This window comes from Nocardiopsis codii (genome assembly GCF_036327455.1).
GTDB lineage: Bacteria > Actinomycetota > Actinomycetes > Streptosporangiales > Streptosporangiaceae > Nocardiopsis > Nocardiopsis codii.
Genome location: NZ_JAUZMY010000024.1, coordinates 46,860 through 60,946, shown reverse-complemented (window position 1 = coordinate 60,946; position 14,087 = coordinate 46,860). Strand labels below are relative to the sequence as shown.

The 14,087-nt window shown below is 73.6% G+C and carries 10 protein-coding genes and 1 riboswitch; of the genes, 1 reads left to right on the top strand and 9 read right to left on the bottom strand.

Features of this window, described 5'->3' with window-relative positions; all coding sequences use genetic code 11:
• Positions 1 to 16: 16 nt before the first annotated feature.
• Positions 17 to 412 (bottom strand): Fur family transcriptional regulator, encoded by a 396-nt coding sequence (locus Q8791_RS22225; protein ID WP_330093699.1) that lies wholly within the window; start codon positions 410 to 412, stop codon positions 17 to 19.
• 449 nt (positions 413 to 861) lie between these two features.
• On the opposite strand from Q8791_RS22225, the gene Q8791_RS22220 reads away from it, so the two are divergent.
• Positions 862 to 1,698 (top strand): NUDIX domain-containing protein, encoded by an 837-nt coding sequence (locus Q8791_RS22220; RefSeq protein WP_330093698.1) that lies wholly within the window; start codon positions 862 to 864, stop codon positions 1,696 to 1,698.
• 415 nt (positions 1,699 to 2,113) lie between these two features.
• On the opposite strand, the gene Q8791_RS22215 is transcribed toward Q8791_RS22220, so the two are convergent.
• The 8 genes from Q8791_RS22215 to Q8791_RS22180 form a co-directional block, all read right to left on the bottom strand.
• Positions 2,114 to 4,036, bottom strand: coding sequence for a S9 family peptidase (locus tag Q8791_RS22215; RefSeq protein ID WP_330093697.1), 1,923 nt, complete (start codon positions 4,034 to 4,036; stop codon positions 2,114 to 2,116).
• Positions 4,037 to 4,353: 317 nt separating this feature from the next.
• Positions 4,354 to 5,637 carry an amidohydrolase gene (locus tag Q8791_RS22210; protein WP_330093696.1) on the bottom strand — a complete coding sequence of 428 codons (1,284 nt, stop codon included), beginning with the start codon at positions 5,635 to 5,637 and terminating at the stop codon, positions 4,354 to 4,356.
• Complete coding sequence (locus Q8791_RS22205; RefSeq protein ID WP_330093695.1) at positions 5,634 to 7,652, bottom strand: hydantoinase B/oxoprolinase family protein; 2,019 nt, start codon at positions 7,650 to 7,652, stop codon at positions 5,634 to 5,636. The genes Q8791_RS22210 and Q8791_RS22205 overlap by 4 nt, the downstream gene beginning before the upstream one ends.
• Positions 7,649 to 9,757, bottom strand: a complete 2,109-nt coding sequence (locus Q8791_RS22200; RefSeq protein ID WP_330093694.1) for a hydantoinase/oxoprolinase family protein — start codon at positions 9,755 to 9,757, stop codon at positions 7,649 to 7,651. Before Q8791_RS22200 ends, Q8791_RS22205 begins: the two co-directional genes overlap by 4 nt.
• On the bottom strand, positions 9,754 to 10,587 hold the full coding sequence (locus Q8791_RS22195; RefSeq protein ID WP_330093693.1) for an ABC transporter permease: 834 nt from the start codon (positions 10,585 to 10,587) through the stop codon (positions 9,754 to 9,756). Before Q8791_RS22195 ends, Q8791_RS22200 begins: the two co-directional genes overlap by 4 nt.
• Complete coding sequence (locus tag Q8791_RS22190) at positions 10,580 to 11,446, bottom strand: ABC transporter permease (protein ID WP_330093692.1); 867 nt, start codon at positions 11,444 to 11,446, stop codon at positions 10,580 to 10,582. Before Q8791_RS22190 ends, Q8791_RS22195 begins: the two co-directional genes overlap by 8 nt.
• Positions 11,446 to 12,522: an ABC transporter ATP-binding protein gene (locus Q8791_RS22185; RefSeq protein ID WP_330093691.1), complete on the bottom strand. Its 1,077-nt coding sequence runs from the start codon at positions 12,520 to 12,522 to the stop codon at positions 11,446 to 11,448. Before Q8791_RS22185 ends, Q8791_RS22190 begins: the two co-directional genes overlap by 1 nt.
• On the bottom strand, positions 12,519 to 13,616 hold the full coding sequence (locus Q8791_RS22180; protein WP_330093690.1) for an ABC transporter substrate-binding protein: 1,098 nt from the start codon (positions 13,614 to 13,616) through the stop codon (positions 12,519 to 12,521). The genes Q8791_RS22185 and Q8791_RS22180 overlap by 4 nt, the downstream gene beginning before the upstream one ends.
• A gap of 91 nt (positions 13,617 to 13,707) precedes the next feature.
• Positions 13,708 to 13,825: riboswitch (SAM riboswitch) on the bottom strand.
• Positions 13,826 to 14,087 lie beyond the last annotated feature (262 nt).

The following is a 14,087-nucleotide window of genomic DNA, read 5'->3' as shown; positions in this document are numbered from 1 at the left end:
GGGCACGGAACACGACCTAGATGCAGCGCGGGCACACTCCCGACAGCTCGAAGGAGTAGTCCAGGGAGCCGAACCCGCTGTCGCGCCGTACGCGGTCGGCGACCGCCCCCAGCTCGTCCGCCTGGGCGATGTCCTCCACCCGCCCGCAGACCCTGCACAGCAGGTGGTGGTGCCGGGAGGAGGTCCTGCACAGCCGGTAGAGGCGCTCGCCTCCGGGCGAGTGGACGGTGTCGAGGACGCCCTCCTCGGCGAGCCGGTGGAGGGTCCGGTAGACGGTGGACAGGCTGGGCGGCCTGCGTCCGCGGGAACGCGCCCCGAGGAGGGAGGCGTGGATCTCCTGGCAGCTGCGGAAGTGCGTGCTCCGGTCCAGCGCCCTGAGGACGACGTCGTCGTACTGGGACACCCTGGGCATCTCAGCCGACCACCCGGGAACTTCTCACGGTGAACGGCGAGCCCACCGGCTCCGGCGCCCGGCGCCGCTCCCTGCCTCCGGACACGTCACGGCCCTCCGGTCGTGTGGCACAGCCTGAATGGAAATGATTTTCATAACCGTACCATGATCATGTCCTTATCCCCTCAAACCACCCGAAAGGCACGCCTGTTGCCCACCCTGCCGCCGGGCATCTCCGTTCGCCGCCGCGAGCAGGGACGCGCGCCCTCCGGCGGGGCGCAGACCGGGCACCTGGCCGATCAGAGTCCCCGCGACACCACCCCGACCTGCGAACACACCGTTTTCCGCCCCGCACAGCGGCCGAACCCGCGACCGAAGGCGACGCGGTCGCACCGTGGACGGGCCGGGTCGAGCGCGCCGGAACGGAGGAGCAGCCACCGCTCGCGTGCAGCCCGCGCCACCATGGACCCATGAACAAACACACGTTCGAGACCGAGGCGCAGGTGGCGACACCGTCCCTGAGCGCACACGTCCTCCTCCTCCGCGACGGGCGGGTCCTGCTGGCGCGCCGCCGCCCCGACGCACCCTTCGCTCCGGGGCTGTGGCACGCCGGCGCAGCCGGGAAGGCGAACCCGGGCGAGGACGTCGTGCGGTCGGCCGTGAGGGAGTGCCGCGAGGAGCTCGGCATCACCCTCTCGACCACCGACCTGGAGTTCGCCCACGTCGTCCACAGCCACGAGGGGGGCGCCGACTGGGTGCACTTCTTCTTCGCGTGCCGGAACTGGGAGGGCACCCCGGCCAACCTCGAACCCCGCAAGCACGCCGAGCTCAAGTGGTTCCCGGCCCACCGCCTGCCCGAGGACAGCGTCGACTACTGCGCGCAGGCCGTCGCCCACTTCCTCCTCGGCGAGCCCTTCTCCCAGCACCGGACGACCACCCGCTTCCCCGCAGCCCCTCGGAGCACGGCGCCGGCGGACGGAGCGGGCGACGCCGGGGTCGCCGGGCCCCTCCACCGCACCCTGGGGCACGTCGCCGAGGAGCGGCGTCGGCAGCAGAGCCTGTACGGCGTCCAGAACCTGCCCCCGGGCACCGGTCCGGAGCACCGCGCCGAAGCGGTCGGAGCACAGGCCCGGGTCGACTCCGCGGGCCGGGAGCCGACCTGGTGGGATCTGGCCTATGAGGAGCTGTGCGAGGCCCGTGCCGCCCGGACCGACGAGGAGCTCTACGGCGAACTCGTCCAGACCTGCGCGGTCCTGGTGCAGTGGGCGCAAAGCCTGTCCCTGACACCCGACGGCGCAGGCCGGTGATACCGGGAGCCGGGGGCCGCGGCCGGGGAGGAGGGCCCGGGCAGCGCACGGCCACGCCGCCCTCCGGCTCGGGGTGTCGGCCCCTGACGTCGCCGCCCCGGCCCCGGTTCCCCGCGACGGCGTCCCCGCGACCGTCCCGGAGCGGGAGGCGGCGGCCCGGAGGCCGGGCGGGGAGGGAGACGGCGCGGAAGCCTGACCCGGCCGCCCGGTCCGCTGCCGGAGGGCCCGTGCCCCCTGGCGACCCGGTGCCACGGCCCTCCCCCGGGGACCGGGCGGTTCGGGGCGGCGCACGCCCCGCCCCCGCCCCGCGGAGCACACCGGACCGTGACGGGGGCGGCGCCCGGGTGGAGGTGTCCGCGCCACCCGGGCGGGGCGGTCCGGCCCACGGCTCCGCGCACGGCCGGACCGCCGACCGCTACGCCGGGTCCGGGGTGCCCGACCGGCCGCCGAGGTGCTCGGCGAAGTGCCGCTCCATCGCGCGGTGGAACAGGATCTGGTTCTCGGGGTTCTCGAATCCGTGTCCCTCGTCCTCGGCGACGAGGTACTCGACGGGGACGCCGCGGGCGCGCAGGCGTTCGACGATGTTGTCGGACTCCTCCTGGACCACGCGGACGTCGTTGGCCCCCTGGGCGACCAGCAGCGGGGTGCGGATCCGGTCGACGCGGGAGATCGGCGAACGGGCCAGCATGTCGGCCGCCTGCTCCTCGACGTCGGGGTCGCCCACGTAGCGGTACCAGTTGTTGGCCAGGCTGGGCCTGAGGAACGGCGGCAGTGTGCGCATGAAGTTCGCCAGGTCCGAGACGCCCACGTAGTCCACCGCGGCGGCGAAGTAGTCCGGGGTGAACGTCACTCCGACCAGTGCCGCGTAGCCGCCGTAGGAGCCGCCGGCGATGCCGATGCGGGCCGGGTCCGCGTAGCCCTGCGCCACCGCCCAGTCGGCGGCGTCGATGAGGTCGTCGTGCATCTTCCCGGCGAACTCGCCGATCGCCGCGGTCATGTGCCGCCTGCCGTAGCCCGACGAGCCGCGGAAGTTGACCTGCAGCACCGCGTAGCCGCGGTTGGCCAGGAACTGCACCGTCCGGTCGTAGGACCACGTGTCGTGGGCCCACGGCCCGCCGTGTACCAGCAGGACCAGCGGCAGCCTCTCGGGCTCGACGCCGACGGGCAGGGTCAGGAACGCGTGCAGCGGCAACCCGTCGCGTGCCGTGAGCTCGACCGCCGCCATGGGGGCCAGGTCGGCCGGGTCCAGGTGCGGGTACGGGCTGAACAGCAGCCGGCTCTCCCCCGTGCCGTGGTCGTAGAACCAGGTCGCCCCCGGCCCGCGGTCCTGGATGAACGTGGCGATCCACCGCTGCTCCGCCTCGTCCGAGGACACCGAGGCGAGCACGCCGTCGGAGAGTGCGGACAACTCGGCGGACACCTCGGCGAAGTGCGGGTCCAGCGCCTCGATCCTGGGCCGGTCGCCGACGAAGCGGGCCGCGATGAGCTCCCCGGTCCGCCGGCTGACGAACACCGTGGGGGGCAGCTCGGGAGCCAGGTGGCCCATGGTGCACAGGCTGTGCCCCTCCACGGCGGCGACCACGGTCTCCTCACCGGTCTCCCGATCCACGCGGACGATCCGCAGATCGTCGGAGTCCTGGTAGGAACCGACCAGCAGGCCCTTCCCGTCCGGGGTCACCATCTGCAGGGGCAGCCCCATCGGGTGCTCCGGTCCCCCCTGCCGCAGCACGAGGCGCTTCTCCCCGCTCTCGGGGTCGACCGTGTGGAACTCGTGGGTGCCGTCGTCGGTGAGCTCCGAGTAGAAGGCCGCCTCGCCCTCACCGTCGACCAGGACGGTGGTGGTCAGGTCGGGCTGCTCCAGGTGCACCGTCGTCCCACCCGTGGCGACGTCGATCAGGACCAGGTCGATGAACAGGGGGCGCTGGTTCATCCAGACCCGCACGCTCCCGGGGACCGACGCGAGGGGTTCGACGGCGAACACGCGGGAGCCGGGTTCCAGGGGCGTCAGGTCGACCGCGGGCTCGTCCGGCGCGTCGAGGTCGACGCGGAAGAGGTGCCAGTCCTCGTTGCCGTCGGTGTCCTGGAGGTACAGCAGCCAGCGGGGGTCGTCGGTCCAGTGGTAGGTCTTGATGCCGCGCCGGAAGTCGTGCGTGACGCACACCGCGTCCCCGTGCTCCTCCTCGATCCCGCGCACCCACACGTTCGTCCGCCCGTGCTTCGGCGCCAGGTAGGCGATCCGCGTCCCGTCCGGCGAGATCGACGCACCGGAGAACTCCGGGTCAGAGAAGAACTCCTCGACGTCGATCAGCCTCGGAAGGGACTCTCGTGTCTCGGCCATCCAGTGCTCCAGTCAGGGTTCTGCGGCGTGTGTCCGAACGGTGCGCCCGGCGTCGGGCGCACGGAGGACGGCCTCCGTCCCGCGGACGGGCCGTCGCGCGAACCCGACGAAACACCATGCCGTAGGGACACAGTCAAGCCCGGTCCGCGGCGACGGCGGCGCACGCCGGCGGGCACAGGGGACGGCGGGCCCGGTCGGCGGCAGCAGAGCAAGAGCCCTGCTCTCCGAGGTGGAGAACAGGGCTCTCAACCGCACCGGCGGTGTGGGCGTACCAGGACTGGAACCCGGCACCCACCCCCCTCAGGTCACGCCGGGGCTCAGGCCGGGTGGTCCGGCGGCCCCAGCGCGGTGAGCGCCGCCAGCGTCATCGCCCGCACGCCCGTGGACAGGGTCGGTTCGACCGCGGGGGCGAAGTACGGCGAGTGGTTGCCCGCACTGTCGCTCTCCGGGGCCGGCGCCGTGCCCGGCACCAGCGAGCCCAGGCCCCAGAACACCGACGGGGCCCCGGCGTCGGTCCCGAAGTGCCCCATGTCCTCGCTGCCGATCATGCGGTCCATCGGCACCACCCGGTCCGCCCCCAGCACCTCGCCGAAGGCGTCCCCGAGGCGGGCCGTGGCCGCCGGGTCGTTCACCGTGGTCGGGAAGGCCCCGAGCCCTCGGTACCGCGGCGGGACCGGCGCACCCGAGGCGGCGGCCTCCCCGTCCAGGATGCGGCGCGCCGCCGCCACCACGCGGCGGAGCACGTCGGTGTCGAAGGCGCGCGCGTTGAGGGTCAGCACCGCCTCGTCGGGGATGACGTTCTCGGCGTGCCCGGCCCGCAGCCGGGCGACGGTCAGCACGGCCTGTTCCTCGGGGTCGACCTCGCGCGCCACCACGCCCTGGAGCCGCATGACCGAGGCGGCGGCCATGACGACCGGGTCGACGGTGCGGTGCGGCTGGGATCCGTGGCCGCCCCGGCCGGTGAGCGTCACCTCCACGCTCTCGGTCGCGCCGAGGACCAGGCCGGGGCGCAGGGCCAGGACACCTGCGGGGAGGGGGAACACGTGCTGGGCGAACACGGCGTCGGGTGTGCCGAAGCGCGCGTACAGGCCGTCGTCGAGCATCGCCCGCGCACCGGCCCCGTTCTCCTCCGAGGGTTGCAGGACCGCCAGGACGGTGCCGCTCCAGTGCGCGGCCGCGTCGGCCAGGACCGAGGCCGCGCCGATCAGGCAGGACACGTGCATGTCGTGCCCGCAGGCGTGCATGAGCGGCGGCCGGTCGTCTCCGGGGCCGCCCGACCGCGAGGCGTAGGGCAGCCCGGTCAGTTCGCGGACGGGCAGGGCGTCCATGTCGGCGCGCAGCAGCACCGCGGGGCCGGGCCCCGACCGGAGCACGCCCACCACGCCGGTACCGCCCACGCCCGTGGTGACCTGGTAGCCCGCCTCCGACAGGGCGGCGGTGCCGACGGCGGCGGTCCGCTCCTCGCCGAAACCCGGTTCCGGGTGTGCGTGCAGGTCCCGGTAGAGGTCGGCCAGCGCGTCCGGGTCGGTGCCGGGAGCTCCGGCGCCGTAGTGGGAGAGCACCGCCCGTGCGCGTCCGATCGCCGGGCCCCCGCCGCTCACTCCGTCTCCTCCGCTGCCTCGGCCTCCAGCGCCGCGACCGCGGCCCCCAACGCGCGCACCGCCCGGTCCAGGTCGGCCTCCTCGGCCGCGACCGAGGGGAAACCGTCCGGCAGCAGGTCCAGGGCGTCGCCGAGGACCTTCACCCGGCGGCTGTGCCTGGTCGGCGCGGGCAGCCGGAACAGGGCCGCGACCAGCCGGTCCGCGGTCGCCTCGTCGTAGAGGCTCTCCCAGCGGTCCCGCTCGGGGCCCAGCCCGTGGGCTCCGGCGGCGCCGGAGCCGCGGACGCGCAGCGCGGCCGTGCCCTCGGCGTCGACGGCGGCTCGCGCGCCCTCGCCGACCACCACGACACCGTAGTCGCGGGCCGCGGCGGCGGGTGTGACGACCCCGCGCACCACGTCGCGCAGGACCTCGGCCCCGGGCCGCTCGAACGGGTCGCCGTAGCCTCCGGCGCCCGAGGTCCGCAGGGTGACCGTGTCCCCGCGCCGCAGGGCCAGGACGTCGATCTTGCCCACCCTGCGCTCGTCGCCGCCGTCGGCGGAGGAGACGATGAGCTCGGCGGGCGCCCCGGCCCGGCCGCCCTCTCGGCCCCAGGGTCGGAAGCGCAGCCGTTCCAGGCCGCGGGCCAGCAGGCGCGAGTCGTCGCGGGTGACGCGGAAGGACAGCTCCAGTCCGCTGCCGCCCCGCCAGCGCCCGGCGCCCCCGGAGTCCGGGCGCAGGGCGTAGCGGAGGATCTCCACGCCGATCTCGGTCTCGACGGTCTCCACCGGGTTGTTGGAGAGGTTGGAGATGCCGCTGTCGCGGCCGTCCACGCCGTCGGCGCCCGCGCGGGCGCCGGTGCCGCCCACCATGGGCTCGAGCACCTGGACGTTCTGCCCGCCCGCGTGCCGTTCGGCGACCACGACCGGGACGACGAGGCCGCTGCTGGCCGCGGGCATGATGTCGGGCGCCGCCAGGCCGAGGGCCCCGCCGAGTGCGTCGTTGACGCGGGACGCGGTGGCGTGCCGGATACCGACCGCGGCCGGGTGGCGGGCGTTGACCACCGACCCCTCGGGGGCGGTGACCTCCACCGGGGCGATGAGCCCGGCGTTGAGCGGGGCCTCGGGGTCCAGCGTGCAGATGAGGGCCAGCACCCGGGTGGTGATCCACGCGTGGGCGGTGCCGTGGCTGGCGATGTTGAAGGCCGCCTCGACCTGGGGGTCGGATCCGGTGAAGTCCAGGTGCAGCCGGTCCGCCCCGACGGTCACCGCGACGCTGACGCGCACCGGGACCGGGGTGACCGCGTCGTCGTCGAGGTAGTCGGTGAACCGGTACGTGCCCTCGCGCAGCCGGGACAGAGCGGCGCGCGCCCGCAGGGCGGTGTACTCGACGAGGTCGCCGTGGGCGGCGAGGACGTCGGCGGCGCCGTGCGCGGCCACCGCCGACGCCAGGCGCTCGCCCCCGGTGCGCAGCGCGGCGAGCATGGCCTGGAGGTCGCCCTCGTTGGCCTCCGGGGAGCGGCTGTTGGCGGCGATGAGCGCGGTCACGTCACGGGCGCGCTCTCCGGCCCTCACGAGCTTGACCGGGGGGATCTGCAACCCCTCCTGGTAGATCTCGTGGTTGGTGGGCGACAGGCTGCTGGGCACGCGGCCGCCGATGTCGGAGCAGTGGATGAACGCCCATCCGTAGCCGATGATCGCGCCGTCGTGGAAGTAGGGGCGGATGAGCTGGATGTCGGTGAGGTGCGTGGCCAGGCCGCCGGACCGGTAGGGGTCGTTGGTGACGATGACGTCGCCGTCCTCCAGCGGGCCGGCCGCCTCGATCGCGGCGGTCAGGTCCAGTCCGACGAACCCCGAGACCCCGATGCCGCGCGGGTAGGCGGAGAAGCGGCCGTCGGGTCCTGCCAGTGCGCAGCAGAAGTCGGCGGTCTCCTTGACGTACAGGGAGCGGCTGGTGCGCTGGAGGGTCAGGCACATCTCCTCGGCGAGAGCCGTGAGCTTGTTGCCGATGATCTCCAGGGTGATCGGCGGCAGTTTCATGAACGGCTCCTCAGGCGCAGGCGCAGGTGGCCGGACGGGTCGACCTCGGCCGACCAACCGGGTGGGACGAGGACGGTGCTGTCGTCCTGGACGATGACGGCCGGTCCGGGCACGCGGTGGCCGACCCCGAGCGCGGCACGGTCGTGGACGGCGGCCCGGACGTCACGGCCGTGCACGGTGACGGTGCGGTGGGCGCGGGGCGCGGTCTCGCCGGCGGCGGGGGCGGCGCCGGGGCCGCCGGGGTCGGGGCGGGGGGCGACGACGGCGAGGCGGACGGTGCCCACGCGGATCGCGGCGTCGGTGTCGCGGAACCCGTAGAGGCGCTCGTGCTCGGTGTGCAGCGCCTCGGCCAGGGCGGCGGTGTCCAGACCGGAGCGGGCGTCCCCCTCCCCCAGGTCCACACGCAGCTCATGGGCCTGTCCCAGGTAGCTGAGGTCGGCGGAGGCCTCCAGCCGGACCGTGTCGGCCTCGTGGCGCCCCTGGTCGGAGAGCCAGGAGCGTGCCTGCTCCGCGAGGTCGTCGAGCACGGCGCGCACCGCGGTCGCGGACTCCTCGTCGAGGGGGCGGCGCAGGCTGCGCGCGAAGTCGCGGCGCAGGTCGGCGCCGACCGCGCCGAGGGCGCACAGGGTGGCCGCCGAGGCGGGCACGAGGATGTCGGCGATGCCGACCTCCTCCGCCAGGAGGGCGGCGTGGGTGGGTCCGGCACCGCCGTAGGGGACGAGGGTGAAGTCCGCGGGGTCCAGCCCCCGGCGGGCCAGGGTCTTGTGCAGTTCGACGGCCATGCCGGCGGTGGCGATCCGCAGCGCGCCGTCGGCGGCCGTGCGGGCCGCGCCCTCCCCCTCGCTCCCGTCGAGTGCGCGGGCCAGGTCGGCCAGGGCCTCGTCGGCGGCCTTCCTGTCCAGTTCCATGCGTCCGCCGAGGAACTCCTCGGGGTCGATGATGCCCGTGACCAGGTAGCAGTCGGTGATGGTGGGCCGGACTCCGCCCCGTCCGTAGGCGATGGGGCCCGGGTCGGCCCCGGCGCTCTCCGGGCCGGCCTTGAGCAGGCCGTAGTCGTCCACGCGCACCACCGAGCCGCCGCCGGCGCCGATCGCGCCGACCGCCACCACGGGCAGGATGAGGGGGAGGCCGCCGATGGTGGTGTTGACGGCGAACTCGGGAGTGCCGCCGACGGTGACGGCGATGTCGCTGCTGGTTCCGCCCATGTCGAAGGTCACGACGTCGTCGGTCCCGGCCGCCGCGGCCAGGCGGGCCGCCGCTGTCACCCCTGCGGCGGGCCCCGACAGCACCGTCTCGATGGGCCGGGCCCGCGCCGAGGCCAGGCTCAGCGACCCGCCGTTGGACGCGGTGATGTAGACCGGGGCCCGCACGCCCAGGTCGGCCAGGAGCTCCTCCAGCCGGTCGAAGTAGCCGCTCATCAAGGGCTGGATGTAGGCGTTCATGCAGGCAACGAGGGTGCGCTCGTACTCGCGGACCTCGGGCCAGACGGCCGCGGAGGACACCAGGGGCAGGTCGGGGACGAGTGCGGCCAGGCGTTCGGTGAGGTGCGCCTCGTAGTCGGGCGCGGTGTGCCCGTGCAGGACGACCACGGCGGCGGCGTCGGCTCCGGTGGCGGCCAGTTCCGCCGCCGCGCGGGCGAGGTCGGCGTCGTCGGGGTCGCGCAGTACGCCTCCCCGCGAGTCCAGGCGCGCGTTCACCTCGACGACGCGTTCGCGCGGGACGAGCGGCTCCTCCTTGGCCGCGTGCAGGTCGAAGGAGGAGGGCATGCGGCTGCGGCCGATCTCCAGGATGTCCCGGTGGCCCTCGGTGACGACGAGGGCGATGCGGGCGCCTCGCCGCTGGATGATGGCGTTGAGGCCGATGGTCGTCCCGTGCGCGATGTCCACGACGTCGGCGGGGGCCAGCCCGGCCGCCGCGGTGACCGCGGCCAGGCCGCGGGCCACCGCCAGGGCCGGGTCGGCGGGGGTGCTGGGCTCCTTGTGGTGGACGGTGCCGCCGCCGTGCAGGCTCAGCACGACGTCGGTGAAGGTCCCGCCCACGTCGATGCCCGCGCGGGGTCCCTGTGGAACCGTGGCCGGGGTCGCGGTCTCCGGGTCGTCGTTCACACTGCCTCCGAGAGTCGGGTCATCCGGTCGACGGCCACCATCACCACGACGCTCGCGAGCATGAGCAGCGTGGAGACCGCCGCGACCGAGGGGTCGAGTTCGAACTTCACCGCCGAGAACACGCGCACGGGAACGGTGGTGGTGTTGGCGCCCGAGATCAGGACCGACACCGCGACCTCGCCCAGGGACGTCACCGCCGCGAACACCGCGCCCGCGAGGATGCCGGGGCGCAGGAGCGGGAGGGTCACGGTGAGGAAGACCCGGGTCCGTCCGGCGCCCAGGGTGGCGGCGGCGCGTTCCAGGGCGGGGTCCAGCCGCGAGGCGCTGATCATGATGGTGCGGACGGTGAAGGGCAGCGCCACGAGGGAATGGGCCAGCCACAGCCCCGGCACGCTGTTGAGCAGCCCCAGGCCCTGGAAGTAGTAGAGCAGGCCCAGGGCGATGATGATCTCCGGGACCATGAGGGGTGCGAGCGCCACACCCTCCACGAGCCGTCGTCCGGGGAAGGTGCCGCGTGTCAGGCCGTAGGCGGCCAGCGTGCCCAGGACCGTGGTGGTCGCCACGACCATGACCACGAGCAGGCCGCTGAGCCGGAAGGACACCGACCAGTCAGGTGACGACAGCACCGAGGCGTACCAGCGCAGGGACACGCCCCGCGGCGGGAACTCCAGCGAGGCGGCGGGGTTGAGCGAGCTGACGGCCAGCACGACGAGCGGGGCCGCCAGGAAGAGCAGGATCAGCCCGACGGGCAGGCCGAGCGCGATCCTGCCCGCGTGGCGGGCCACCGCGGGGCGTCGGCGCGCGCGGGGCGCGGCGGTGGTCTCAGCCATGGTTCCTCCTCTCCCAGAAACGGAATCCGGCGCCCATGGCGGCGACGCACACCAGGGTCAGCACCAGCAGGGTCAGGCTCAGAGCGGCGGCGACGGGGTAGTCGTAGACGCTCGTGATCTGGCTGTACACGCGCAGTCCCGCGAGCGGCTGGTTGGCGCCGCCGACGAGGAGCGGGGTGATGTAGATGCCCATGGACAGCGGGAACACCACCATGCACGCCGCGGCCACACCCGGCAGGCTCAGGGGCAGGGTGACCCGGCCGAAGGTGCGGGCGGGCCCCGCCCCCAGGCTCTGGGAGGCGCGTCGCAGGTGGGGGTCGATACCGCCCAGGGCGGTGGTGAGCGGGATGATCGCGAAGGGCAGCAGCACGTGGGTCACCGAGACCACGACCGCCGTGTAGCTGGTGAGCAGGGGCAGCGGCTGGTCGGCGATGCCCGTGCCGACGAGGAAGCGGTTGACGACGCCGTTGGCCGACAGCAGCACCACCCAGCCGTAGCTGCGCACGACGACGCTGGTGAGCAGCGGTGAGAGGACGATGACGAACATGAGGGTGCGCAGCGCCCCGCCGGGGACCCGCGACAGCGCGTACGCCACCGGGTAGCCCAGAGCCAGGCACAGCGCGGTGACCAGCAGGGAGGTCTGGAAGCTGCTCACCAGCGCCTGCGAGAAGAAGGACTCGGTGAACACCCGCTGGTACTGCACCAGGGAGAACTCGGGGAGCGGGTTGCCCGCCCCGTCGACCGGATGCAGACTCAGCGACAGCACGCGTACCAGCGGCACCAGGAACACCAGGACCAGGAACACCGCCGCGGGCAGCACGAACCCGACGCCGAACAGGCGTCCCCGGGCGGCCCCCATCAGGCGCCGCCCGCGTCGCGGAGCGCGATGACGCTCGCCGCGTCCCAGTGCGCGGTCACCCTCGCGCCCAGGGGAGGGGGCTCGGCGTCGGTGCGGGCGCCCAGCGACAGGGACTCCCCCACGCGCACCCGCGTCTCCCAGCCGTCGCCGAGGAAGGCGCGGTGGACCACCTCGCCGTGCACGCCGCCGCGCCCGGCGGCGCCCAGGGGTTCCTCTCCCCCGGACACGCGCACGCGCTCGGGCCGCAGGGCCAGGGACACGGGGCCGGACGGCGCCTCGTCCAGGCCGGTGCGCACCAGGACGCCGTCGACGTCGACGCCGTCGGCCCCGCCGACACCCTCGATGATGTTCGCGGCGCCCACGAACTCGGCCACGAAGCGGCTCACCGGGGCGGAGTAGATCTCCTGCGGGGTGCCCTCCTGCTCGATCCGCCCGCCGTTGAGGACCACGATGCGGTCCGACAGCGACATGGCCTCCTCCTGGTCGTGGGTCACGAACACCATGGTGATGCCGAGCCTCTGCTGGAGTGCGCGCAGGTCGACCCGCATCTCGCGGCGCAACTGGGCGTCGAGGTTGGACAGGGGCTCGTCCAGGAGCAGGACCTCGGGGCGGGTGGCCAGGGCGCGCGCGACGGCGACCCGCTGCTGCTGCCCTCCGGACAGCTGCCGGGGGCGGCGCCGCGCGAACTCGGCCAGGCCCACCAGGTCCAGCGCCTCGGCCACGCGCCGGTCCCGCTCCGGGCGCGGCGTGCGGCGCGCCCGGAGGCCGTAGGCGACGTTGTCGGCGACCGACATGTGCGGGAAGAGGGCGTAGTTCTGGAAGACCATGCCCAGGCCGCGGCGGTGCGGAGGCACCGCCGTGACGTCGCGGTCGTCGATGGTGATGGAGCCGCCGTCGGGTTCGACGAACCCGGCGAGTGCGTGGAGCAGCGTGGTCTTGCCGCAGCCGCTCGGCCCCAGGATGGAGAGGAACTGGCCCCGGTGGATCGCCATCCGGTCGACGTCCAGGACCCGTGTCCCGCCGTAGGCCGTGGTGAGCGACTCGACGACGATGTGCTCGGAGGTCGGATCGGTCACTGGAAGATCTCGTTCCATCGCTGCTGCCACTCGTTGAGGTTGGGCGTGGCGGCGCCGTAGTCCACCCACGTGAAGTCCTCGTAGACGTCGGTGCCGTAGCTGATGCGCTCGTCGAACTCGGCGGAGTGGTCGATGCCGGTGTTGCCGCCGCCGTAGAACGTCCCCTCGGCGAACGGCTTCTGGTGCTCGGCGGAGGTGAGGTAGTCCAGGAACGCGTAGACGTCCTCGCGGTTCTGGGTGCCCTCTGCCACGTAGTACGACGTCAGAGCGCCCACCGCGCCGGATTCGGGGTAGGTGAAGCCGATCGGCTGCCCCTCCTGCTCCATGGCGATGGCGCGCCCGTCCCAGAACGGAACGATCCAGGCGTCGCCGTTCTGCAGGACGGTGCCGACGTTGCCCGCGTCGGAGGGGTAGGCGGAGACGCAGCCCTTGAGCTCCTCCAGTCGCTCGAAGGCGCGGTCGACGGCCTCGGGGTCGGACAGGTCCCCGCCCTCGGAGGCCACCAGCGCGGAGAAGAACTGCAGGCCGATGTTGTAGGTCAGGGGCGGCAGTGCCACGTGGCCGCAGTACTGCTCGTCGAAGATCTCCTCCCAGTCCTGCGGGGGGTCCTCGACGAGGTCGGTGCGGTAGACCAGGCCGGCGGAGCCGGTGGTGAGGGGGGCTCCGTAGGAGGAGCCGTCCACGGTGGACTGCTCGACGAGCACCGGGTCCAGTTCGGACCAGTGCGCCAGGGCGTCGGGGTCCAGGGGCTGGACGAGGTCGTTGGTGACGGCCTGGTGGAAGGTCTCGGAGGTGAGGGCGACCAGGTCGAAGGGCGGGTTCTCGCCCCCGGCGGCGCGCATCTGGGTCACCCATTCGCCGTCGGCGCCGGTGACCACGTTGACCTCGATCCCGGTCTCCTCCTCGAAGGGCTCGACGAAGGAGGAGGTGAACAGCTCTCCCCAGGGGCCGGCGAACGCGGTGACGGTGATCTCGCCGCCGGCGGACCCGCCCTCACCGGTGTCGATGCCGCCGCACGCGGTGGTGCCCGCCAGTATCAGGGCGCTGCCTGCTGCGCACAGGAGGACGCCGCGTCCTCGGTTTCGAGTGCCCAAGCGGCTTGACTCGATCACGGAAAGTCCTTTCACCAGCCCCTGAGGAGATGTGTGGCACGGTGGAGGGTCGCGCGGGGAGCTCGTTCGAGGGAACCTGCGCTTGCCACGATGCGCGCACGCAACGACAGCCGTGTCCTCACCCGGGGCACCCCACCGCGGTGGAGGGTTGCCGTCCAGCCAGCCGGGGCTTACCGCTGGAACTCCTGACGGCAGAAAACTACCACAAAATATGACTTTTCCTACCAGGTGAGTCGATTAACGTACATCTCTCACAGAACCAGTGTCCATGCAGGTCACCACCGGACCGCACCGCACCCCCGCCGTCCGTCCCCGGCGCGGACGCGGCGCGGAGGACACCGGACGGTGCGCGCAACCCCCGCCGACACCGGGAGGGAAACCCGGAAAGCCCGCCCCACGGGACTTTCCAGGCATAGGTGGCAGGTTTCGGCATTCGCCGCGTGCGGCGGACCC

What these genes read in the sequence shown, in the direction of transcription:
- Q8791_RS22225 (WP_330093699.1), bottom strand. Translation starts at nt 412, where the DNA reads ATGCCCAGGGTGTCCCAGTACGACGACGTCGTCCTCAGGGCGCTGGAC.
- Q8791_RS22220 (WP_330093698.1), top strand. Translation starts at nt 862, where the DNA reads ATGAACAAACACACGTTCGAGACCGAGGCGCAGGTGGCGACACCGTCC.
- Q8791_RS22215 (WP_330093697.1), bottom strand. Translation starts at nt 4,036, where the DNA reads ATGGCCGAGACACGAGAGTCCCTTCCGAGGCTGATCGACGTCGAGGAG.
- Q8791_RS22205 (WP_330093695.1), bottom strand. Translation starts at nt 7,652, where the DNA reads ATGAAACTGCCGCCGATCACCCTGGAGATCATCGGCAACAAGCTCACG.
- Q8791_RS22195 (WP_330093693.1), bottom strand. Translation starts at nt 10,587, where the DNA reads ATGGCTGAGACCACCGCCGCGCCCCGCGCGCGCCGACGCCCCGCGGTG.
- Q8791_RS22190 (WP_330093692.1), bottom strand. Translation starts at nt 11,446, where the DNA reads ATGGGGGCCGCCCGGGGACGCCTGTTCGGCGTCGGGTTCGTGCTGCCC.